Annotated in this window: 20 protein-coding genes; 14 read left to right on the forward strand and 6 right to left on the reverse strand. The window is 72.7% G+C overall.

Going from position 1 to position 19,197, the window contains the following annotated elements:
- Positions 1-125 precede the first annotated feature (125 nt).
- From CLV63_RS12390 to CLV63_RS12415, 6 genes are read left to right on the forward strand one after another with little or no spacing between them, the layout of a single operon-like run.
- Complete coding sequence (locus CLV63_RS12390) at positions 126-1,406, forward strand: sugar ABC transporter substrate-binding protein (protein ID WP_211301281.1); 1,281 nt, start codon at positions 126-128, stop codon at positions 1,404-1,406.
- Positions 1,403-2,365, forward strand: a complete 963-nt coding sequence (locus CLV63_RS12395) for a carbohydrate ABC transporter permease (protein WP_211301282.1) — start codon at positions 1,403-1,405, stop codon at positions 2,363-2,365. The genes CLV63_RS12390 and CLV63_RS12395 overlap by 4 nt, the downstream gene beginning before the upstream one ends.
- The gene (locus CLV63_RS12400) at positions 2,362-3,309 is read left to right on the forward strand and encodes a carbohydrate ABC transporter permease (RefSeq protein WP_106583119.1); all 948 of its coding nucleotides are present in this window, start codon (positions 2,362-2,364) and stop codon (positions 3,307-3,309) included. The genes CLV63_RS12395 and CLV63_RS12400 overlap by 4 nt, the downstream gene beginning before the upstream one ends.
- A gap of 53 nt (positions 3,310-3,362) precedes the next feature.
- Positions 3,363-4,265: a 5-dehydro-4-deoxyglucarate dehydratase gene (locus CLV63_RS12405; RefSeq protein ID WP_106583120.1), complete on the forward strand. Its 903-nt coding sequence runs from the start codon at positions 3,363-3,365 to the stop codon at positions 4,263-4,265.
- Complete coding sequence (locus tag CLV63_RS12410) at positions 4,265-5,521, forward strand: glucarate dehydratase family protein (RefSeq protein WP_106583121.1); 1,257 nt, start codon at positions 4,265-4,267, stop codon at positions 5,519-5,521. The genes CLV63_RS12405 and CLV63_RS12410 overlap by 1 nt, the downstream gene beginning before the upstream one ends.
- Entirely contained in the window at positions 5,518-6,714 is a 1,197-nt protein-coding gene (locus tag CLV63_RS12415) for a hypothetical protein (RefSeq protein WP_106583190.1), read from the forward strand. The genes CLV63_RS12410 and CLV63_RS12415 overlap by 4 nt, the downstream gene beginning before the upstream one ends.
- A gap of 60 nt (positions 6,715-6,774) precedes the next feature.
- Here the strand turns inward: CLV63_RS12415 and CLV63_RS12420 are convergent, their stop codons facing one another.
- Positions 6,775-7,149: an FKBP-type peptidyl-prolyl cis-trans isomerase gene (locus CLV63_RS12420; RefSeq protein ID WP_106583122.1), complete on the reverse strand. Its 375-nt coding sequence runs from the start codon at positions 7,147-7,149 to the stop codon at positions 6,775-6,777.
- 119 nt (positions 7,150-7,268) lie between these two features.
- Positions 7,269-7,592: an STAS domain-containing protein gene (locus CLV63_RS12425; RefSeq protein ID WP_106583123.1), complete on the reverse strand. Its 324-nt coding sequence runs from the start codon at positions 7,590-7,592 to the stop codon at positions 7,269-7,271.
- A 231-nt stretch (positions 7,593-7,823) separates the two neighbouring features.
- Here CLV63_RS12425 and CLV63_RS12430 point away from each other — a divergent pair, with 231 nt between their 5' ends.
- From CLV63_RS12430 to CLV63_RS12445, 4 genes are all read left to right on the forward strand, one after another.
- On the forward strand, positions 7,824-8,036 hold the full coding sequence (locus CLV63_RS12430; protein WP_146165553.1) for a hypothetical protein: 213 nt from the start codon (positions 7,824-7,826) through the stop codon (positions 8,034-8,036).
- A 120-nt stretch (positions 8,037-8,156) separates the two neighbouring features.
- Positions 8,157-8,426, forward strand: a complete 270-nt coding sequence (locus tag CLV63_RS12435) for a type II toxin-antitoxin system Phd/YefM family antitoxin (protein ID WP_106583125.1) — start codon at positions 8,157-8,159, stop codon at positions 8,424-8,426.
- Complete coding sequence (locus CLV63_RS12440) at positions 8,423-8,689, forward strand: type II toxin-antitoxin system RelE family toxin (RefSeq protein ID WP_106583126.1); 267 nt, start codon at positions 8,423-8,425, stop codon at positions 8,687-8,689. The genes CLV63_RS12435 and CLV63_RS12440 overlap by 4 nt, the downstream gene beginning before the upstream one ends.
- Before the next feature lie 17 nt (positions 8,690-8,706).
- Positions 8,707-8,916, forward strand: coding sequence for a hypothetical protein (locus CLV63_RS12445; protein ID WP_106583127.1), 210 nt, complete (start codon positions 8,707-8,709; stop codon positions 8,914-8,916).
- On the opposite strand, the gene CLV63_RS12450 is transcribed toward CLV63_RS12445, so the two are convergent.
- A complete protein-coding gene (locus CLV63_RS12450) occupies positions 8,903-9,517 on the reverse strand; it encodes a hypothetical protein (RefSeq protein ID WP_106583128.1) in 615 nt (204 codons plus the stop codon). The two genes, CLV63_RS12445 and CLV63_RS12450, sit on opposite strands and share 14 nt — an antisense overlap.
- A gap of 2 nt (positions 9,518-9,519) precedes the next feature.
- Positions 9,520-10,740, reverse strand: a complete 1,221-nt coding sequence (gene manA / locus CLV63_RS12455) for a mannose-6-phosphate isomerase, class I (protein WP_106583129.1) — start codon at positions 10,738-10,740, stop codon at positions 9,520-9,522.
- Positions 10,741-11,096: 356 nt separating this feature from the next.
- On the opposite strand from manA, the gene CLV63_RS12460 reads away from it, so the two are divergent.
- The 3 genes from CLV63_RS12460 to CLV63_RS12470 all read left to right on the forward strand — a co-directional run bounded on the left by CLV63_RS12460 (position 11,097) and on the right by CLV63_RS12470 (position 16,877).
- Complete coding sequence (locus CLV63_RS12460) at positions 11,097-14,126, forward strand: alpha-mannosidase (RefSeq protein WP_106583130.1); 3,030 nt, start codon at positions 11,097-11,099, stop codon at positions 14,124-14,126.
- Between the two features lie 207 nt (positions 14,127-14,333).
- Positions 14,334-15,326 carry an ABC transporter substrate-binding protein gene (locus CLV63_RS12465; RefSeq protein WP_170134211.1) on the forward strand — a complete coding sequence of 331 codons (993 nt, stop codon included), beginning with the start codon at positions 14,334-14,336 and terminating at the stop codon, positions 15,324-15,326.
- 174 nt (positions 15,327-15,500) lie between these two features.
- Positions 15,501-16,877: a GntP family permease gene (locus CLV63_RS12470; protein WP_106583132.1), complete on the forward strand. Its 1,377-nt coding sequence runs from the start codon at positions 15,501-15,503 to the stop codon at positions 16,875-16,877.
- A gap of 32 nt (positions 16,878-16,909) precedes the next feature.
- Here CLV63_RS12470 and CLV63_RS12475 read toward each other — a convergent pair whose 3' ends face one another.
- A complete protein-coding gene (locus tag CLV63_RS12475) occupies positions 16,910-17,635 on the reverse strand; it encodes a FadR/GntR family transcriptional regulator (protein ID WP_106583133.1) in 726 nt (241 codons plus the stop codon).
- Positions 17,636-17,745: 110 nt separating this feature from the next.
- Between CLV63_RS12475 and CLV63_RS12480 the strand changes: the two genes are divergently transcribed.
- Entirely contained in the window at positions 17,746-18,258 is a 513-nt protein-coding gene (locus CLV63_RS12480; RefSeq protein ID WP_106583134.1) for a gluconokinase, read from the forward strand.
- A gap of 10 nt (positions 18,259-18,268) precedes the next feature.
- On the opposite strand, the gene CLV63_RS12485 is transcribed toward CLV63_RS12480, so the two are convergent.
- The gene (locus tag CLV63_RS12485) at positions 18,269-19,018 is read right to left on the reverse strand and encodes an IclR family transcriptional regulator (protein WP_245928758.1); all 750 of its coding nucleotides are present in this window, start codon (positions 19,016-19,018) and stop codon (positions 18,269-18,271) included.
- Positions 19,019-19,197: the final 179 nt, after the last annotated feature.

Consider the following 19,197-nt stretch of genomic DNA (forward strand, 5'->3'; position numbering starts at 1 on the left):
CCCTCGCGCACGCCTTGACACCTGAAAATGTGATCCATAACATACCGCAAAGTTTACAAATATAGAAACGATTCATATAGGCGAATGGAGTCGGCATGCGAGGGTCACCCCGGGCCACGGGAACGATGGCAATGCTGTCCACCGCCGCGCTCCTCGGGCTGACCGCCTGTAGCGGGGGTGGCGGCGGCGACGACAGCGGGCCCCTCGAAGTCTGGAGCCGCAGCGCCCCCGACCCGGCGAAGACCTACGAGAAGGTCTTCGCCGCGTTCACCGAGAAGACCGGCGTCAAGGTCGACTACAAGCCGGTCATGGAGTTCGACCAGCAGCTCCAGACCCGCGCCGGCTCCAAGGACCTGCCCGACGTCCTGATCAACGACAGCGGCTCGCTCGGCAACTACCAGTCGCAGGGCCTGCTGACCCCCATCGAACCCGGCGACATCAAGGGGAACGAGGACATCGCCGACTCCGATTGGAAGGGCTCGGTCGGCGTCGACGGCAAGACCTACGGCATCCCGTTCTCCCGCCAGGCGTTCGGCACCTTCGTCAACAAGGAGTGGCGCGAGAAGCTCGGCAAGGACGTCCCCGAGACGTGGGCGGACCTGGAGGAGCTCGCGACGGCCTTCGCCAAGGACGACCCCGACGGCAACGGCAAGGACGACACCTACGGGATGGTCGTGCCCGGCAGCACCGAGAACGGCTACCTCGGCTGGTGGGCGTCCAGCTACCTCTGGCAGGGCGGCGGCGACATCGTCGCCGACACCGGCGACGGCACCTTCGAGTCCGCCGTCGCCTCCCCGGAGAACGAGAAGACCGTCGAGTGGATCCGCACCCAGTTCTGCACCAAGGGCAACGTCCAGCCCGGCGCGCTGACAGCCACCACCAGCAACGCGCCCTTCTTCCCCGAGGGCACCGCCGGGATCTACCTGACCGGCCCCTACGTCATGGCCGAGTACGACAAGAAGCTCGGCAAGGAGAAGTACGAGGTCATCCCCACCCCCGCCGGCCCGGGCGGCGCCACGACCCTCGCCGAGGGCGAGAACATCTACTTCGGCGCCGGCTCGGGCAAGGAGGCCGACAAGAAGCAGCTCGCCGAGTTCCTCATCTCCCCCGAGGGCCAGGAGATCGCGATGACGGGCACCAGCCAGCCCGTCGTCCGGCTGCCCGTCAACACCGGGCTCGACGCCGCCGAGGTGCGCAAGGACGACCGCTGGAAGGTCTTCCAGGACTCCTACGAGAACGACGCCAAGGCGTTCCCCTCCGCCATCAACTTCACCCCCGTCCGCCAGGGCCTCGCCGAGGGCCTCAACGCGGTCATGGCCGACTGCGACAGCGACATCCCCGCCGCCCTCGATGAGCTCGACACCGCGATCAACGACGAGCTCGAATCCCAGGACGTGCTCAAGTGACGGTGCCCGCACGCAGCCGCGCCGCCGAGGGGGCCGGGGCGCCGGCCGGCCCTCCGGCGGCGCCCGCGGGCGGACGGGCGCGCCCGGCGTTCCTGCGGGGCCGCTCCTGGCTGCCGTGGCTGTTCCTGGCGCCGGGCCTGCTCCTCGCGACGGTGTTCAAGTTCTACCCGATGGTCGAGGGCTTCCGGCTGAGCCTGTTCGAGGTGCAGCCGTTCCTCGGCAACATCTGGGTCGGGCTCGACAACTACGCCACCGTGCTGACCGACCCCCGGTTCCAGTCGGCGATCGGCCACACCGTGATCCTCGCCGTCGGCCAGACCGCCGGCGGGCTGATCGTCGGATTCGCGCTGGCGCTGCTCCTCGAAGGGCAGGCGCGCTCACTGTGGTTCCTGCGCACCGCGGTGTTCCTGCCGGTGGTCACGGCCCTCGCGGTCGTCGGCGAGATCTGGCGGCTGCTGTACTTCCCCACCGAGGGCGGCTTCCTCAACTCGCTGCTCGGCGCGGTGGGGGTCGGCCCGATGCCGTTCCTCGACAGCCCCGACAGCGCACTGTGGTCGGTCATGGCCGTCGGGATCTGGGTCCTCGGCCCGTACAACATGGTCATCATCCTGGCCGGGCTCACCGGGGTCGACCGCAACCTCTACGAGGCGGCGGCCGTCGACGGGGCGAGCATCGGGCAGCGCCTGCTGCACATCACCCTGCCGGCGCTGCGCCCGGCGCTCGCCATCGTGCTGACCCTCTCGGCGATCCGCGGCCTGCGGATCTTCACAGAGGTGTACGTCCTCACCGGGGGCGGCCCGTCGGGCTCCACCGAGGTGTGGATGACGCGGGTGTTCTCGCTCGGGTTCGAGCGCAACGACATCGGGGTCGCCTCGGCGGCCTCCGTCCTGCTGCTGATCGCGACGATGCTGCTGACGCTCGGCGTGCAGTACGCCACCCGCAGGAAGGCCGCCTCATGAGCATCCTGACCTCCGCGTCCGGCAACGTCGGCGGGACCGTGCCCGGCGGCAACGGCCGCCGCAGGCGGAACGGCGCCCGCACGGGCCACCGGTTCGACTCGGCGCTCGGCTGGTCGCCGCGGCCGGGCCCGGGACTGGCGCTGCGGATCCTGCTGTGCGCCATCGCGCTGTTCGTGTTCGCCGCGCCGTTCGTCGCCATCGTCTCCGGCGCGTTCGACGCCCGCACCGACTCCACCCAGCTGTCCCTGATCCCCAACTCCCCCACCCTGGACAACTTCGAGGCGGCCGGCCCGGCCGGGGTCTGGGGCTACTTCGCCAACTCGCTGTTCATCGTCGGCGGCGGCCTGCTCTTGCAGATGACCGTCGCCGTGCTCGCCGCCTACGCGCTGGCGCGCCGCAAGTTCCGCGGGCAGGCCCTGGTCATGGTGCTGTTCCTGCTCACGATGATGCTGCCCGAAGAGATCATCGCGATCCCGCTGTCGATCGTCATCGGGGACCTGCCACTGGTCGGCATCAGCCTCAAGGGCACGGTGTTCGGCGTCATCCTGCCCGTCGGCGCCTGGGGGTTCTCCATCCTCGTCATGAGCGAGTTCATGAAGGAGATCCCCAAGGAGATCGAGGAGGCCGCCCGGTTGGACGGTGTCGGGGAGCTGCGGATGCTGCTCCAGATCGTGCTGCCGCTGTGCCGCCCCGCCCTCGGCGTCATCGGCGTGTTCGGCTTCATCATGATCTGGGACCAGTACCTGCTGCCCATGATCGCCGCCAACGACCCCGGCGACTACACGCTCACCGTCGCACTGTCGCTGCTCCGCTCCGACCCCGAGGTCGGCCCCGGCCTGGTCGTCGCCGGAGCGGTCATCGCCCTGGTCCCCAGCCTGATCGTCTACCTGTGCCTCCAGGGCTCCCTGGTCCGCGGGCTCACCTCCGGCGCAACGAAGGGCTGAGCCGGCGCCGCACACCCCGTCCGCGCACATCCTGCAACCGCGATGAGGAACCGATGCAGCTCGAAGGAATCCTGTTCTTCCCCGTGACCCCGTTCCGCGACGACGGGGGCGTCGACGAGGGCGCGCTCGCCGCGCACGTCGACGCGGGCGTGGCCGCCGGGGCGGGGGGCGTGTTCGCCGCGTGCGGGACGGGCGAGTTCAACGCGCTGGCGCCCGCCGAGCTCGAAACCGTCACCCGGGTGGCCGTCGCCGCTGCCGCCGGGCGGGTCCCGGTGCTCGCCGCGGCCGGCGGGCCGGTGCCGGTCGCCCAGGAGCAGGCGCGGCGGATCGAGGGCGCCGGGGCCGACGGCATCCTGCTGCTGCCCCCCTACCTGGTCACGGCGCCGCAGCAGGGCCTGGTCGACTACGCGGCGGCGGTCACGTCCGCCTCCGGGCTCGACGCCATCTTCTACCAGCGCGCCAACGCCGTCCCCAGCCCGGAGACCGCGGTGCACCTGGCGCGGCTGCCGCGGGTCTCCGGCATCAAGGACGGGGTGGGCGACATCGAGCTGATGCAGCGCACCGTGCTGCGGGTGCGCCAGGAGGTCGACGAGGACTTCCGGTTCTTCAACGGGCTGCCCACAGCGGAGATCACCGTCCCCGCCTACCGGGGGCTGGGCGTGTCGCTGTACTCCTCGGCCGCCTTCGCCTTCGTCCCCGAGGTGGCGCTCGCGTTCAACCGCGCCGTCACCGGGGGCGACGACGCCACCGTGCGGCTGCTGCTGGACGAGTTCTACGCGCCGTTCGCCGCGCTGCGCGACGAGGTCCCCGGCTACGCGGTCGCGCTGGTGAAGGCGGGCGTCCGGCTGCGCGGGCACGCCGTCGGCGGGGTCCGCCCACCGCTGCGCGACCCGGGGACCGACCACGTCGACCGCCTGGCGAAACTCATCGAACACGGCCTGGGGCTGGTCGCCTGATGCTGATCCGCGACGTCCGCATCACCCCCGTCGCCTTCCGCGACCCGCCGCTGCTCAACGCCATCGGCGTCCACGAACCCCTGGTGCTGCGCTGCATCGTCCGACTCGTCCTGGACGACGGCGTGGTGGGCCTGGGCGAATGCGCGGGCCAGCGCCCCCAGCTCGACCGGCTCGCGGCGGTGCGCCCGCACCTCATCGGCATGAGCGTGTTCGACACCAACGGGATCGAGCGGACGATCGGCACCGTCCTGCGCGCCGGCACCCCGCCCGGCGGCACCCCGGACCCCATGGGGGCGCGCAACGCCTTCTCGGTGATCGAGACGGCGTGCATGGACGCCCAAGGGCGGCTGACCGGCCGCTCCGTCAGCGAACTGCTCGGCGGCGCGGTCCGCGCCACGGTGCCCTTCAGCGCCTACCTGTTCTACAAGTGGGCCGAGCACCCCCCGCTCGACGGCCGCCCCGCGATCCCCGACGAGTGGGGCGCGGCACTCGACCCCGCCGGTGTGGTCGACCAGGCCAAGGCGATGATCGAGGAGTACGGGTTCCGCTCGATCAAGCTCAAGGGCGGCGTGTTCCCACCCGACGAGGAGATCGCCGCGGTCCGCGCCCTGCGGGCGGCGTTCCCCGACCATCCGCTGCGCATCGACCCCAACTGCGCGTGGACGGTCGAGACCGCGCGCCGCGTCGCCGCCGAACTCGACGGGGTGCTGGAGTACCTGGAGGACCCCGTCCCCGGTATCGCGGGCATGGCGCGGGTCGCCGCCACCGCGCCGATGCCGCTCGCGACCAACATGTGCGTGGTCGCCCCCGAGCACCTGCCGCCCGCCATCGCCCAGGACGCCGTCCAGGTGCTGCTCACCGACCACCACTACTGGGGCGGGCTGCGCCGCACCGGCGAGCTGGCCCGGCTGTGCGCGACCTTCGGCATCGGGGTGTCCATGCACTCCAACTCGCACCTCGGCGTCAGCCTCGCCGCCATGACCCACGTCGCGGCGGCGACGCCCGAGCTCACCTACGCCTGCGACACGCACTACCCGTGGAACCGCAGGGACGACGTCGTCCGCCCCGGTGTGCTGCGCTTCGCCGACGGCGGCGTGCCCGTCCCCGAAGGGCCCGGCCTCGGCGTGGAGCTCGACGACGAGGTCCTCGACCGGCTGCACCGCGCCTACCTGGCGGCGCGCCGCGAGGCCCGCGACGACACCGGGTACATGCGCAGGTTCGACCCCGCCTTCGACCCCTCGCCGGCGCGGTGGTGACCCCGCCGGCCCGCGACCCGGGCCCTGTCGGCGCCACCGCCTACCTCTACCCCTGGGACGTGGTGGGCGACCCCGCTGCTGCGGAGCGGACCGCGCGGCTCGGCGTCGGCACGGTCGCGCTCGCCGCCGCCTACCACTCGGTGCGGGCCGCCACCCCGCGCCACCCCGACCACCGGGTGGTCTCGGCCCGCCACGCGGCGCTCTACGTCCCCATCCGGCCCGACCGCTGGCGGGGCTCCCCGCTGGTGCCGCCGTCAGGAGCCGAATGGTCGGGCGGCACCGACTCCTTCGGCGCCGCCCGCGACGCCCTCCGCGGGCACGGGCTGGCCGTGGACGCCTGGACGGTGCTGACCCACAGCTCCGTCCTCGGCACGGCGCACCCCGACCTCGCCGTCCGCAACGCGTTCGGCGACCGCTACGCCTACGCGCTGTGCCCCACGTCGGCGGTCGTGCGCGAGTACGCGGTGCGCGTGGTCCGCGAGGTACTCGACCTGGGCCGCCCCGACGGCCTGGTGGTCGAGGCGTGCGGGCCGCTCGGCTTCGGCCACCAGAGCATGCACGAGAAGACCGACGGCGCCGACTGGTCGCCGGTGGACCAGGCGCTGCTGTCGGTGTGCTTCTGCGCGGCCTGCCGCAGGGAGCTCGCCTGGTCCGGGACCGACCCCGGCGACGCGGCCGCGGCCGTGCGCGACGCGGTCGGAACGGGCGCCGCGAGCCCGGACGAGGCGCTGGGCGGCGCCGGAGGCCCGCTGCTCGCCGTGCGCTCCGCAGCGGTCACCGCCCTGCGCGACGAGGTCGCCACCACCGCCCGAGCGGCGGGCGTCGGGCGGCTGTCGTTCTTCGCGAGCGCCGACCCGTGGTCGACGGGCCCCTCGGCGGCGGTACTGGGCCCCGGTGCCGACGCCGACGCCTACCTCGCGGGCTGCTGGGGGCCGGCCGTGGAGGGTGCGGCCGCCGTCCGCGCGCTCCGCGCGGCCACCCGGCCGCCCAAGGGAGCCGCCGGGCCGGGGCCGCGTGTCGGCGCCTACGTCACCGTGCTGCCCCCGCACCCGGCCGACCCCGAACAGCTCGGCGGACATTGGGCGGCGCTGCGCGCGGCGGGAGCCGACGACCTGCACATCTACCACGCCGGACTCGCCTCGACCGCCCGCCTCGACGCGGCCGCCGCGGCGCTGGCCGCCCTCAGCCCCTGACCGCGGGCCGACCGCGGCGGACCCGGGCCGGGCCCGCCGCGCGGCCGCGGGGGCGCCGGGTCAGGAGACGGCGACCAGGTCGCAGACGAAGACCAGGGTCTCGTTGGGCTCGATGACGCCGCCGGCGCCGCGCTCGCCGTAGGCGAGGTGGGACGGGATGACGAGCTGGCGGCGGCCGCCGACCCGCATGCCCATGACGCCCTGGTCCCAGCCGCTGATGACCTGGCGTGCGCCGAGCGTGAACTGCAAGGGCTCGCCCCGGTTCCAGGAGGCGTCGAACTCCTCGCCGGTGGAGTGCGCGACGCCGACGTAGTGGACGCTCACGGTGGCGCCGTGCCCGGCCTGCGCGCCCTCGCCCACCGTGATGTCGGTGACCTGGAGGTCGGCCGGCGGCGGGCCGTCGATGAAGTCGATCTCGGGACGCTCAAGCGCCATGGTGGGGTGCCCCCTGCTCGTCTGGTCGGTACCGCCCCAGGCTAATGCCGCCGCGACGGCACCGCGCCGCGCGCCGCCGCCTCGCCGGCGGTCACGGCGCCCACTGCGGCCGTCAAGGCTCAGCCCCGGGTCGGGGAGGACCGCAGCAGGGAACCCAGCCCGCCGATTCGGAGGACCCGGCTGACCCGCCCGTCGTGCGCGAGGACGGAGAGGCCGCGGCCGGCACCGGCCAAGCGCCGCTCCAGCCGCAGGAGCGCGCCGAGGACGGTGGAGTCGACGAACCCCATGCCGGTCAGGTCGACCACCATCCAGGGGGCGTCCACCGCTTCGGCCGCCGCCAGGCGGGCTTCGAGGGCCCGGACGTTCGACAGGTCGACATCGCCTGTCAGGCGCACCACCGTGGCGCCGTTGTGTCGCAGGAACTCAGCCCGAAGTCGCCGCATCGCAGCCCACTCCCGTTTATCCGGGCGCGCCCGGGCTCGGCTGCGGGAAGCCACGGGTACTGAATCGTGTAGGAGCCATCAATGTAGAGCGCGCCTGGCGTGCGCGTATGCGCTTTCGGAATTCTCTCCGCTCCGGTGACCGCCGCCGCCCGCGTCGCCGGGGCGCTCCCGGCCCCGCATCCGGTGCGCCGCCGCTTGAGCAAGACGCCCGCCGCGGGGAATGAACCCGTCATGGCAAAGCACTTGTTGATCAACGGCCCATCGGGGAACATCCTGCTGCCCGCCGACACCGATACCGACGCGGTACTGCGGGAACTGGAGGACGGCGCGCTCGACGGCCGGATCGTCACGGTCAACGCCGAGGACCAGGGCGACCCGAGCGCACGCTTCACGGTCTATCTGAACCTGAAGAACGCCGTGTGGTGGGCCATCGTGGAACGCTGACCCCCTCAACCCCCCGCGTACCGGGGGCGTGGCGAATCCATCTCCACCCGCGGATGGCCAATCGGGCAATCCAACCGTCCGAACAGTCGGACCCATTCGTACCGTTGGTACACTTAGTACATGAGTGACATGCAGACCCAGTCGATCCGCGATGTCCGCGACCACCTCTCTGATGTCGTCGAGCGTGCCGACCGTGAGGATTCCCCCACCGTCATCACCCGTCACGGCAAAGAGGTGGCCGCCGTCGTCTCCATGGACACCCTTCGCCAGTTCCAGGAGTGGGAAGAGCGCGAACTGAACCGGATCATCGATGAGCGCATGGCCGCCTCGACCGGCGAAGGCGCCACTCTCGAAGAGGTCATGGCCGAGACCCTGGCCCGACCTGAATGAGTAACAGCAAGTACGTCACCCGATTCGAGCCCGCCGCTCAAGCCGATCTGCGCAAGATCCCGAAGCGGCAGGCCATCGCGATCCTCCGTAAGCTCGGCGATCTCGAAACCGATCCCTACGGCTTTGGCACGACGGCCATGGTCTCCCAGCCGGATCGCCGTCGACTCCGAGTCGGTGTCTACCGGCTCAGCTACACCGTGGACAACGGTGAACTCGTGGTCTGGGTGCTCAAGGTCGGGCACCGTTCAACCGTCTACGAATAACCCGGAGGGCGGTTGCGGTGAAGACCTACCAGGCGCACGCCAAACGATGGAAGCACGAAGGGGAGCTCCACATCGACGGCGTGGGAGTGACCCAGGCTCACCGCATCAACGAGGCTGAAGCGATGGCGCGCGAATATGTCGCCTTGGATCTCGCCATTCCTGAGGGCTCCTTCGACGTGGTGGTCAAGGACAGCACGATCGACGCGGAGACTGTCAGCCTTCGATGAGCTGTTTCAGGGCTGCCAGGCGGTCGCGCCAGAATTCCTTCGCCCGGGCGGCGGCCTCGGCGTCGGCCAGCTTCTCGTGCTGGACGGCGACCCGGCTCTTCGCCGGGCCCTTCGCCGTGAATCCCACCGCGATCCGCGACGCGTCGGCGTCGAGGTCGGCGCGGAACCACTTCGGCGCGGTGGCGGTGCGGACCGTGAGGGCCGCGTCGGGCAGCCACCGCTGCCGCAACGCGGTGTCGGCGAACGCCTCGAACAGGCGCTCGACCGGCACGGCGATGGTCGTGCTCCCGCTGGCGGAGAACGAGCCGTCGCTCCGCTGGCCGGGCGCGCGCATCCCGCGGGCCTGCTCGTAGGCGACCGTGATGCTCTGCGCCCACCAGCCGTCGACGGCGTGCTCCTCGACAAGGTGGCGGGCGATCCCGGTGTGATCGCGCCCTGCGGCGCCCCACGCGTCGAGCACCGCGAACCACGCCGCCATGTCGCGGCCGGTGCGGTCGCGCACCGATGCCTCGGACGGCTGCCGGGCGCCGACCCCCGGCCCGCGAACCGCCTCCCGCTGCTCCTGCTCCTGCTCCTGCTCCTGCTCCTGCTCCTGCTCCACGGCTACCCCCCGCCGACCGTCGCGGCCACGAAGTGGCCACGACCCGTTATCGTCACCGGTCCCTCAGCAGCGGTGGCGAAGGCCGACTCCCCTTGGCGCAGGGTGAGCGGCGCGCCGCCGGTGCAGCCGAGCTCGGCGCGGCCGCTGAGGGCGAGGACGACCCAGGGGACGCCGCCCGGCAGGACCGTCCGGACCGCTCCCGGGCCCATCACCGACAGCGCGAAGTCGTCGGCCTCGGGCCGGTACTCGCTGCGGCCGCCGACCGCGCGGCCCTGCGCGTAGGGGATGGGGAGCACCGAGAAGTCGACCACGTCGAGGAGTTCGGCGGGGTCGACGTGCTTGCCCGTGAGTCCGGCCCGCAGCACGTTGTCGGAGCTCGCCATGACCTCCACCGCGGTGCCGCGCAGGTAGGCGTGGACGTTGCCGGCCGGCAGGAACAGCGCCTCGCCGGGGCGCAGGGTGATGCGGTTGAGCAGCAGCGCGGCGACGGCCCCCGGGTCGCCGGGGTAGCGGTCGGCGAGTTCGAGGACGGTGGCGGCGTGGGCGCCGGGTTCGGCCGCGCGTGCGGCGGGGACCCCGCGCCCCGCGGCGGCGCCGCCGGCGAGCCCGGCGACCAGTTCGGTGACGAGCGCTCCGCGGCGGGCGCCGGGGAGCGTGAGCAGCCGGGTCATCGCGGCGCGCAGCGCGGTGCCGGGCCCGGGGGCGGACAGGTCGGCGCGCAGGGTCGCGGCGAGTTCGCCCGGGATCCCGGCGAGCTCGGCCCGCGCCGCCGCGGGGGCGCGGAACCCGCACAGCGCCTCGAACGGCTCCAGGGCGAGCACCAGCTCCGGCTTGTGGAAGGGGTCGCGGTAGTTGCGGTGCGGCGCGTCGACCGGGATCCCGGCGGCGTCCTCCGCGGCGTAGCCCGCGCGGGCCCGCACGGCGTCGGGGTGGACCTGCAAGGACAGCGGCTGCTCTGCCGCGAGCACCTTCAGCAGGAAGGGGAGGCGTTCGCCGAAGCGTGCGACGGCCCGCTCGCCGAGGACGCCCTTGGGGTCGGCGGAGATCACCTCGTCGAAGCCGACGGGACCGTCGTCGGTGCGCAGCATGCTGGGCGCGCCGGGGTGCGCGCCGAGCCACAGTTCGGCCTGCGGCCCTCCATCGGCGGGCACTCCGAGCAGGCGTGGGATGGCCGTCGTGGAACCCCACGCGTAGCGGCGCACCTCGTTGCTCAGCCTGCGCATACGCTCCGCTCGTCTCGTCCGGAGCACCGGGCTCGCCTGCTCGATCATCTCGTGCTCGCCTCCACTCGACACTCCCCCGTTCGGCTTACGGAAGTCTCTCGGGTCGCGTGCGGGGGCGCACCGGTGGTGTCCCCACGCCGACGGTAGTGCGAGCACTACCCGGCACACTCCACTGACCGGGCACTATCGACCCAATAGCAGCCGGACCACCTCATTGTCCCCGCCTTCGCGGCCGACCCTGGTCATCCGGGTGCCCCGCGTGGCGCACCGAAGCCGCTTTATCTAAAGTCTTGACTAAGGCTCCGGTGACTTGGGACGGTACCGGCAAGGACCCCCACGACGATTACGGAGTCTTGATGCACGACGACCGCAAACTGGTGGAGGACCGGCTCGAGCGGGTTCTCAGTGAGCGCATTCGGCCCGCTGCGCACCGCTCCCCGGTTCCCCTGTCGGTCCGGCGCTGGGACGCGCCCGGCGAGCCGGTCCCGGTCGCCGAGGGCCTCGCAGCCGAGTACCGCCCGGCGCGGGTCGGCGAGGCGTGGGGACCTCCGTGGGCGACCACCTGGTTCGAGGTGTCCGGCCGGATCCCGCAGGAGTGGGCCGGGCAGGTCGTCGAGGCCGTCATCGACCTCGGCTTCGCCCCCGACCGCCCCGGGTTCTGCGCCGAGGGGCTCGTCTACCGCGCCGACGGCAGCGTCGTCAAAGGGCTGAACCCGCGCAACGCCTGGGTGCGCGTCGGCGCGCCCGCCCAGGGCGGCGAGGAGATCCTGCTCTACGTCGAGGCCGCCGCGAACCCGCTGATCCTGGACGCCAACGGCTTCCAGGCCACGGCCTTGGGCGAGCGCGAAACAGCGGGCGACGAGCCGCTGTACGCCCTGACCCGGCTCGAACTCGCCGTCTTCGACGAGACCGTCTGGGGGCTCGCCCTCGACCTCGACGTCCTGGGTGAGCTGATGCGGGAGCTGCCGGCGGAGTCGCCGCGCCGCTGGGAGATCCTGCGCGCCGTCGAGCGCGCCCTGGACGCCGTCGACCTGCACGACGTCAACGGGTCCGCCGCCGCCGCGCGTGCGGAGCTCGCCCCGGCGCTGGCAGCCCCGGCGCACGCCAGCGCCCACCAACTCTCCGCCATCGGGCACGCCCACATCGACTCGGCCTGGCTGTGGCCGCTGCGCGAGACGATCCGCAAGGTCGCGCGCACCGCGTCCAACGTCACCGCGCTGATGGACGACGACCCCGGCTTCCTGTTCGCGATGAGCCAGGCCCAGCAGCTCGAATGGCTCAAGGACCACCGGCCCGAGGTGTTCGCCCGCGTCAAGGAGAAGGCCGCCACCGGCCAGTTCATCCCGGTGGGCGGCATGTGGGTGGAGTCCGACACCAACATGCCGGGCGGCGAGGCGCTTGCGCGGCAGTTCGTGTACGGCAAGCGATTCTTCCGCGAGGAGCTGGGCATCGACACCCGCGAGGTGTGGCTGCCCGACTCGTTCGGCTACTCCGCCGCCCTGCCGCAGCTCATCGCACTGTCGGGGTCGGAGTACTTCCTCACCCAGAAGATCTCCTGGAGCCAGACCAACACCTTCCCGCACCACACGTTCCGGTGGGAGGGCCTCGACGGCACCCGGGTGTTCACGCACTTCCCGCCGATCGACACCTACAACGCCGAGCTGACGGGCGCCGAACTGGGCCACGCGGTGCGCAACTACCGGGAGAAGGGCCGGGCGACGCGCTCCATGGTCCCGTTCGGCCACGGCGACGGCGGCGGCGGGCCCACCCGCGAGATGCTGGCCCGCGCCGAGCGCCTGGCCGACCTCGAGGGCTCGCCCCGAGTCGCAATCGAGCGGCCCGACGAGTTCTTCGCCAAGGCGGCCGCCGAGTACCCCGACGCCCCGGTGTGGTGGGGCGAGCTGTACCTGGAGTTCCACCGCGGCACCTACACCAGCCAGGCAAAGACCAAGCAGGGGAACCGGCGCAGCGAGCACCTGCTGCGCGAGGCCGAGCTGTGGGCGGCGACCGCGGCGGTGCGCACCGGCTTCGACTACCCGCACGACCGGCTCGACACCATCTGGAAGGCGGTGCTGCTCAACCAGTTCCACGACATCCTGCCCGGCTCCTCCATCGCGTGGGTGCACCGGGAGGCGGCCGACACCTATGCCGCGCTGGCCGTGGAGCTGGAGGAGATCATCGCGGCGGCGCAGCACGCGCTCGCCGGCGGCGGACCCGGCACCGTGGTGTTCAACGCCGCGCCGCACGGGCGCGGCGGGGTCCCCGCGCTCGGCGCGACCGCGCGCCCCGCGCAGGACGGCGGCGACGTCGCCGCGGCGGCCGACGGCGGCGGCTTCGTCCTCGACAACGGGCTGCTGCGCATCCGCGTCGACGAGCGGGGCCTGGTCACCTCGGCCTTCGACATCGCCGCCGACCGCGAGGCGCTGGCGCCGGGCGCGATGGGCAACCTGTTGCAGATCCACCCCGACCTGCCCAACGCCTGGGACGCCTGGGACGTCGACTCCTTCTACCGCAACCGGGTCACCGACCTGGTGGACGCCGAGGACGTCGCCCTCACCGAGAAGGGCGCCGACGCCGCCGCGGTCACCGTGGTGCGCGCCTTCGGCGCCTCGCGGGTGACCCAGGTGCTGCGGCTGCGCCGTGGCGCCGCGGTGCTCGACATCGACACCGAAGCCGACTGGCACGAGCGCGAGACCTTCCTCAAGGCGGCGTTCCCGCTGGACGTGCGCGCGGAGTCCGCCGCGTCGGAGATCCAGTTCGGGCACGTCCACCGGCCGACGCACACCAACACCTCCTGGGACGCCGCCAAGTTCGAGACCTGCGCGCACCGCTGGGTGCAGGTGGCGGAGCCGGGGTACGGCCACGCCGTCGTCAACGACTCCACCTACGGCCACGACGTCACCCGTGACGTACGCCCCGACGGCGGCACGACAACGACCGTGCGGCTGTCGCTGCTGCGCGCGCCGCGCTTCCCCGACCCGGAGACCGACCAGGGCCTGCACCGGCTGCGCTACGCGCTGGCGCCGGGCGCGGCGGTGTCCGACGCGGTTCGGGAGGGCTACCGGATCAACCTCGCCCAGCGCGAGGCGCCGGGCAGCGCCGAGGTCGCCCCGCTGGTCGCCGTCGAGGGCGACGGCGTGGTGGTGGAGTCGGTGAAGCTCGCCGACGACCGCAGCGGCGACGTCGTCGTGCGGCTGTACGAGGCGCACGGCGCGCGGGCCGTCGGCCGCGTCGCCGCGGGGTTCGCCTCCGGTGCGGCCACGGCGGTCGACCTGCTGGAGGACGCGCTCGAAGAGGGGCCGGAGCTGCGCACCGAGGACGGGGCGACCGTCGTCGCGCTGCGCCCGTTCCAGATCGTGACGCTGCGGCTGCCCCGGGCCGAGTAGCGCCACTGTCCCACCCGGGACCCGGCACCGGACGTCCGGTGCCGGGTCCCGGCGTTTTCCCGAGCGTGGTGCCGGGGCCGCCCCGGGCCGGACGGCGGCGCCGCCCGGCCCGGCCCCATGACCCCCAGGCCGGGTGGCGGCGTTTCCGGATGCCCCCGTACATTTAGGTTAGGCATTCCTAAAGTGCGAACAACTGGAGAACCACCCATGGCCCCCTTCCGCCCCTCCACGCCTCTGCGCCGGTCCACCGCGGCGGTCCTCTGTGCCGGCGCCCTCCTCACCGCCGCGGCGTGCGGCGGCGGGGCCGCGGAGGGCGGCGCGGACGCCGCGATCTCCGTGCAGCACTCGCTGGGCACCGTGCGGCTCGACGCCCCGCCCAAGCGGGTGGTCAGCCTCAGCGTCATCGACACCGACCTCGCGCTCTCCGTCGGCGTCACCCCGGTGGCGGTGGAGGCGTTCTGGGGCGCCTCCTCCGGCATCGCGCCCTGGCAGGAGGACGCGCTCGCCGACTCCGATGTCACCGTCATCAAGCCCGACGGCGACGGCGCGATCCCCATCGAGCAGGTCGCCAACGCGCGCCCCGACCTCATCCTGGCCGGTGGCCTCCACACGGTCGCCGACCAGTACGACCGCCTCGCGGAGATCGCCCCCACTCTCGGCCCGGTCACGGCGGCCAACGCCGACACCTGGCAGCAGTCCGCGAAATCGGCCGGCGCGGCGCTCGGCCGCTCCGACGAGGCCGCCGAGGTCGTCGCCGACCTGGAGGAGCGCATCAACGGCACCGCGGCGGAGCACCCCGAGTTCAAGGGCAAGGAGTACAGCTTCAGCCAGGCCGGGCGCCCCGGCGTCCTCGACACCATGCGCACCGAGGACGACGTCACCGCGCACTTCTTCGCCGACCTGGGGCTGCGGATGTCCGACACGGCCCTGGGGCTGGAGGGCGAGGAGTTCGTCGCCGACGTCAGCTACGAGGCCGTCGAGGCCATCGACGCCGACTTGGTGCTCGTGCACTACTCGGTGCCGAAGCTGCGCAAGGGGCTGGAGGACGGCCCGGTGTTCAAGCGCCTCACGGCGGTCGAGGACGGCGGCTACGTCGCGTTGAGCAACGACGACTTCGCCCCGGTGCGCTCCTCCACCGTCCTCAGCATCCCCGAGGCCCTCGACCTCCTGGTCCCCCGCCTGGAGAAGGCTCTCGGCTGAACCGAGGCACCGCGCTCCGCGGATCGGCGGGACGCACAGCACTCCGTGGATCGGCGGGAGTGACCCGGGACACGATCGCCGCAAATCGTATTACCATTGCGGCCATGTGTTCGGGGTGCAGACCGCCCGTGTCGGCCTCCGCCCCCCGTCGGCCACGTTCTACCGGAGGCACGTGTGGAGACCATCGAACCCGTCTACGCCACAGGGCCGCTGCTGCTCATCGCAGCGGCGTCCGTCGCATTACTGCTGTTCCTGGTGATGAAGGTGCGCCTGCACGCCTTCGTCGCGCTCGTCCTGGTGAGCCTGCTCGTCGCGCTGGCGACCCGGATCCCGCTCGCCGACATCATGCCCACGCTGCTCGAGGGGTTCGGCAGCACACTCGCGAGCGTCGCGCTGCTCGTCGGCCTTGGTGTGATGATCGGCCGGCTGCTGGAGGTCACCGGCGGCGCCGCCGTCCTCGCCAACGCCCTGATCGGCCTCTTCGGCGAGAAGCGGGCGCCACTGGCCCTCGGCGTCGCCTCCCTGCTCTTCGGCTTCCCGATCTTCTTCGACGCCGGGTTCATCGTGATGCTGCCCGTCATCTTCGGCGTGGCCCGCAGGCTCGGCGGATCGGTGCTGACCTACGCGCTGCCCGCAGCGGGCGCCTTCGCCGTCATGCACGGCTTCGTGCCGCCGCACCCCGGCCCCGTGACGGCGGCCGACCTCATCGGCGCGAACATGGGTCTGACGGTGGTCGTCGGCACCCTGCTCGCCATCCCCACCTGGTACGTCGCCGGCTACCTCTACGGCCTCTACGCGGGGCGGCGCTTCAGCATCCCCGTCCCCGACGACTTCACCGCCGACGGCGAGCTCAAGTACGAGCACCCCCCGCACGTCGGCACCGTGCTCGGCGTGCTGCTGCTGCCGATGGTGCTGATCTTCTGCAACACGGGCGTCGACACGCTCATCAAGGCGGGCGTCGCCCCCGAGGGCGCCCTCTGGGCCGACATCCTGCTGCTCATCGGGCAGACCCCCGTCGCACTGCTGATCACCGCGCTCGTGGCGATGGTCGTCCTCGGCCGCGGCCGGCACCCGCGGGAGCGGGTGGAGGAGATCGTCAACGACGCGCTGGGGCCGGTGTGCGCCATCATCCTCATCACCGGCGCGGGCGGCATGTTCGGCGGCGTGCTCCGCGCCAGTGGCATCGGCACGGCGCTCGCGACCAGCCTGGAGTCCACCGGGCTGCCGGTGATCGTCGCGGCGTTCGTGATCGCGCTGGCGCTGCGCGTCGCCCAGGGATCGGCGACCGTCGCGCTGACCACGACCGCCGCGCTGGTCGCCCCGACGATCGAGGCGACGTCGGGCCTGTCGGGCATCGACCTCGCGCTGATCGTCGTCGCGATCGGCTGCGGCTCCACCGCGCTGTCCCACGTGAACGACTCGGGGTTCTGGCTGGTGGGCCGGTTCCTCGGCATGGACACGAAGACCACGCTGAAGACGTGGACGGTCATGGAGACCCTGATCGGCGTGATCGGGTTCGTGCTGGCGTTCGCGCTCAGCCTCGTCCTCTAGGCCGGGCGCTCCACCGGCGCCCCGCCGCACGGCTACGGTCCGGTCCCGGCGTAGGCGTCCAGGCCGTCCAGCGCCTCGACGACCTCGGTCACGATGGCGCGCATGGCCGCGTCGGCCACCGACGGCAGTCCGCTGTCGATGGCCGACGCGACATGGGCGTGCAGCCGCAGGGCCTCCGGACGGGGGTGGTCCGGCATCAGGTCGTGGGCGGTGCGCCCCCGAAGGACCTCGGCGACCACGTCGGACAGCCCGGCGAACATCTCGTTGCCGGACAGCTCCAGGATCATGCGGTGGAACTCGATGTCGAGCCGGAGGAACGAGTCGAGGTCGCCGGCCTCGCCGAACGCCGCCATCCGGCGGTTCAGGTCGGTGAGCCGCGCCCGCTGCGGCGCCGTCGCGCGCTGCGCCGCGGCGGCGGCCGCAACCGGCTCGACCGCGGCGCGCAGCCCCGTCAGCGAGCGCAGTTGGTCCATCCGGTCGGGTCCGGCCAGGCGCCAGCGGATGAGCTGCGGGTCGAAGACGCTCCATTCCTCCCGCGGCAGCACCCGCACCCCGGTGCGGGGCCGGCTCACCACGAGCCGCATCGATTCGAGGACCCGGACGGCCTCGCGCGCGACCGTGCGGGACACCCCGTAGTCGCGCTCCAGCCGGTCGAGGGTGAACACGTGGCCCGCCGCGTACGCGCCCGCCGCTATCGAGGGGCCCAACTCCGCGAGCACGCGGTTGTGCAGGGTCACCGGATCGGCGCTGGGGCTCATGGGTCTCCACAGGTCGTCGGCCGGCGCGCGGTCCGACCGTGACGCGCCGACACATTGGTCATACGATTCAGAATATCGGGGGTCTCACGGCCACCGCGGGAGGACGGGAAATGCACTTCGTGTTCATGGGTGTCTCGGGCAGCGGCAAGAGCACCGTGGCCGTGGCGGTCGCGCGCCGCCTCGGGCTGCCGTTGGCCGAGGCCGACGCCTTCCACCCGCCGGCCAACATCGCGAAGATGTCGGCCGGCGTCCCCCTCACCGACACCGACCGCGAACCCTGGCTGCGCGCGCTCGCCGAGTGGATCGCCGAGCGCGAGCGCGCCGGCGAGCACTCGGCCATGGCGTGCTCGGCGCTGCGCCGCGACTACCGCGACATCCTGCGCAGCGGGGCGCCCGACGTCAGGTTCGTCCACCTGGACGGCGGCGTCGACCTCATCGCGGCCCGGCTGCGCGAGCGGTCCGGGCACTTCATGCCGGCCGGCCTGCTCGCTTCGCAGGCGGCGACCCTCGAACCGCTCGCGCCCGACGAGCCCGGCACGGTCCTCGACATCGGCGCGTCCCCCGAGGAGCTGATCGGGCGCGCCGAGGCGGAACTCGCCGCGGCGCTGCGCGAGCGGGAGTGACGCCGGCCGGTCACGGGCCGGGCATGTGCCCCATGCGCTCGGAGATCTCGGCCGCGGCCTTCGCGACCGCCTCGCCCACCTCGTCGAGCCGCTCCTCGGCCATGCGGTAGGACGGCCCTGATGCGCTCACCGCGGCGATGACGTCGCCGGCCACCCCGCGCACCGGGGCGGCGACCGCGTTGAGTCCGACTTCGAGCTCCTCGGCCGCCGTCGCGTAGCCGCGGTCGAGGATGTCCAGCAGTTCCGCGCGCAGCACCTCGGGGTCGGTGACGGTGTCGGGGGTGACCGCGTCGAGGTCGCCGCGCAGCACCCGGCGCTGGTCGACCGGGCGCATGTGGGCCAGCAGCACCTTGCCGCTGGAGGTGGCGTGCAGGGGGTTCTGGCGGCCGATCCAGTTCTGGCTGACAACGGCGGACGAGCCGCGCACCTGGTCGATGTTGACCACGGTGTCGCCGCTGGGGATGGCGACGTTGACGGTCTCGCCGAGCTCGGCGGCGAGGTCCTCGCAGACGCGGCGGCCCTGCTGGGTGAGGTCGAGGCCGGACGCCATCGAGCCGGCCAGCCGGATGATGCCGAACCCCAGGCGGTACTTGCCGCGCAGCCCGGGCTGCTCCACGAGGCCGCGGCGTTCGAGTGCGCCGACGAGGCGGAACGCGGTGGACTTGTGCACGCCGAGCTCGACGGCGATCTCGGTGACCCCGGCCTCGCCGTTCTGCGCCAGGATCTCCAGCACCGTCACAGCCCGGTCGACCGATTGCACGGGCGCCGCCTCCTTGCCGGAGACCGCGACCGAAACGGAACGGGACGATTCCGATTCCCCTCCCGGCTTGCGCCGCGGACCTCCTGATTCCGCCCTGTTCTCCGCTCTCGACGTACGTTGTTGATTGGAGGGGTCGTAGGAAGCCATAACGACCACGATAGTGGGGCTTCTCCAACATT

The sequence above is a fragment of the Murinocardiopsis flavida genome (genome assembly GCF_003014485.1).
Lineage (GTDB): Bacteria > Actinomycetota > Actinomycetes > Streptosporangiales > Streptosporangiaceae > Murinocardiopsis > Murinocardiopsis flavida.

What these genes read in the sequence shown, in the direction of transcription:
- CLV63_RS12390 (WP_211301281.1), top strand. Translation starts at nt 126, where the DNA reads ATGGCAATGCTGTCCACCGCCGCGCTCCTCGGGCTGACCGCCTGTAGC.
- CLV63_RS12400 (WP_106583119.1), top strand. Translation starts at nt 2,362, where the DNA reads ATGAGCATCCTGACCTCCGCGTCCGGCAACGTCGGCGGGACCGTGCCC.
- CLV63_RS12405 (WP_106583120.1), top strand. Translation starts at nt 3,363, where the DNA reads ATGCAGCTCGAAGGAATCCTGTTCTTCCCCGTGACCCCGTTCCGCGAC.
- CLV63_RS12410 (WP_106583121.1), top strand. Translation starts at nt 4,265, where the DNA reads ATGCTGATCCGCGACGTCCGCATCACCCCCGTCGCCTTCCGCGACCCG.
- CLV63_RS12420 (WP_106583122.1), bottom strand. Translation starts at nt 7,149, where the DNA reads ATGGCGCTTGAGCGTCCCGAGATCGACTTCATCGACGGCCCGCCGCCG.
- CLV63_RS12425 (WP_106583123.1), bottom strand. Translation starts at nt 7,592, where the DNA reads ATGCGGCGACTTCGGGCTGAGTTCCTGCGACACAACGGCGCCACGGTG.
- CLV63_RS12430 (WP_146165553.1), top strand. Translation starts at nt 7,824, where the DNA reads ATGGCAAAGCACTTGTTGATCAACGGCCCATCGGGGAACATCCTGCTG.
- CLV63_RS12435 (WP_106583125.1), top strand. Translation starts at nt 8,157, where the DNA reads ATGAGTGACATGCAGACCCAGTCGATCCGCGATGTCCGCGACCACCTC.
- CLV63_RS12440 (WP_106583126.1), top strand. Translation starts at nt 8,423, where the DNA reads ATGAGTAACAGCAAGTACGTCACCCGATTCGAGCCCGCCGCTCAAGCC.
- manA (WP_106583129.1), bottom strand. Translation starts at nt 10,740, where the DNA reads ATGCGCAGGCTGAGCAACGAGGTGCGCCGCTACGCGTGGGGTTCCACG.
- CLV63_RS12460 (WP_106583130.1), top strand. Translation starts at nt 11,097, where the DNA reads ATGCACGACGACCGCAAACTGGTGGAGGACCGGCTCGAGCGGGTTCTC.
- CLV63_RS12465 (WP_170134211.1), top strand. Translation starts at nt 14,334, where the DNA reads ATGGCCCCCTTCCGCCCCTCCACGCCTCTGCGCCGGTCCACCGCGGCG.
- CLV63_RS12475 (WP_106583133.1), bottom strand. Translation starts at nt 17,635, where the DNA reads ATGAGCCCCAGCGCCGATCCGGTGACCCTGCACAACCGCGTGCTCGCG.
- CLV63_RS12480 (WP_106583134.1), top strand. Translation starts at nt 17,746, where the DNA reads ATGCACTTCGTGTTCATGGGTGTCTCGGGCAGCGGCAAGAGCACCGTG.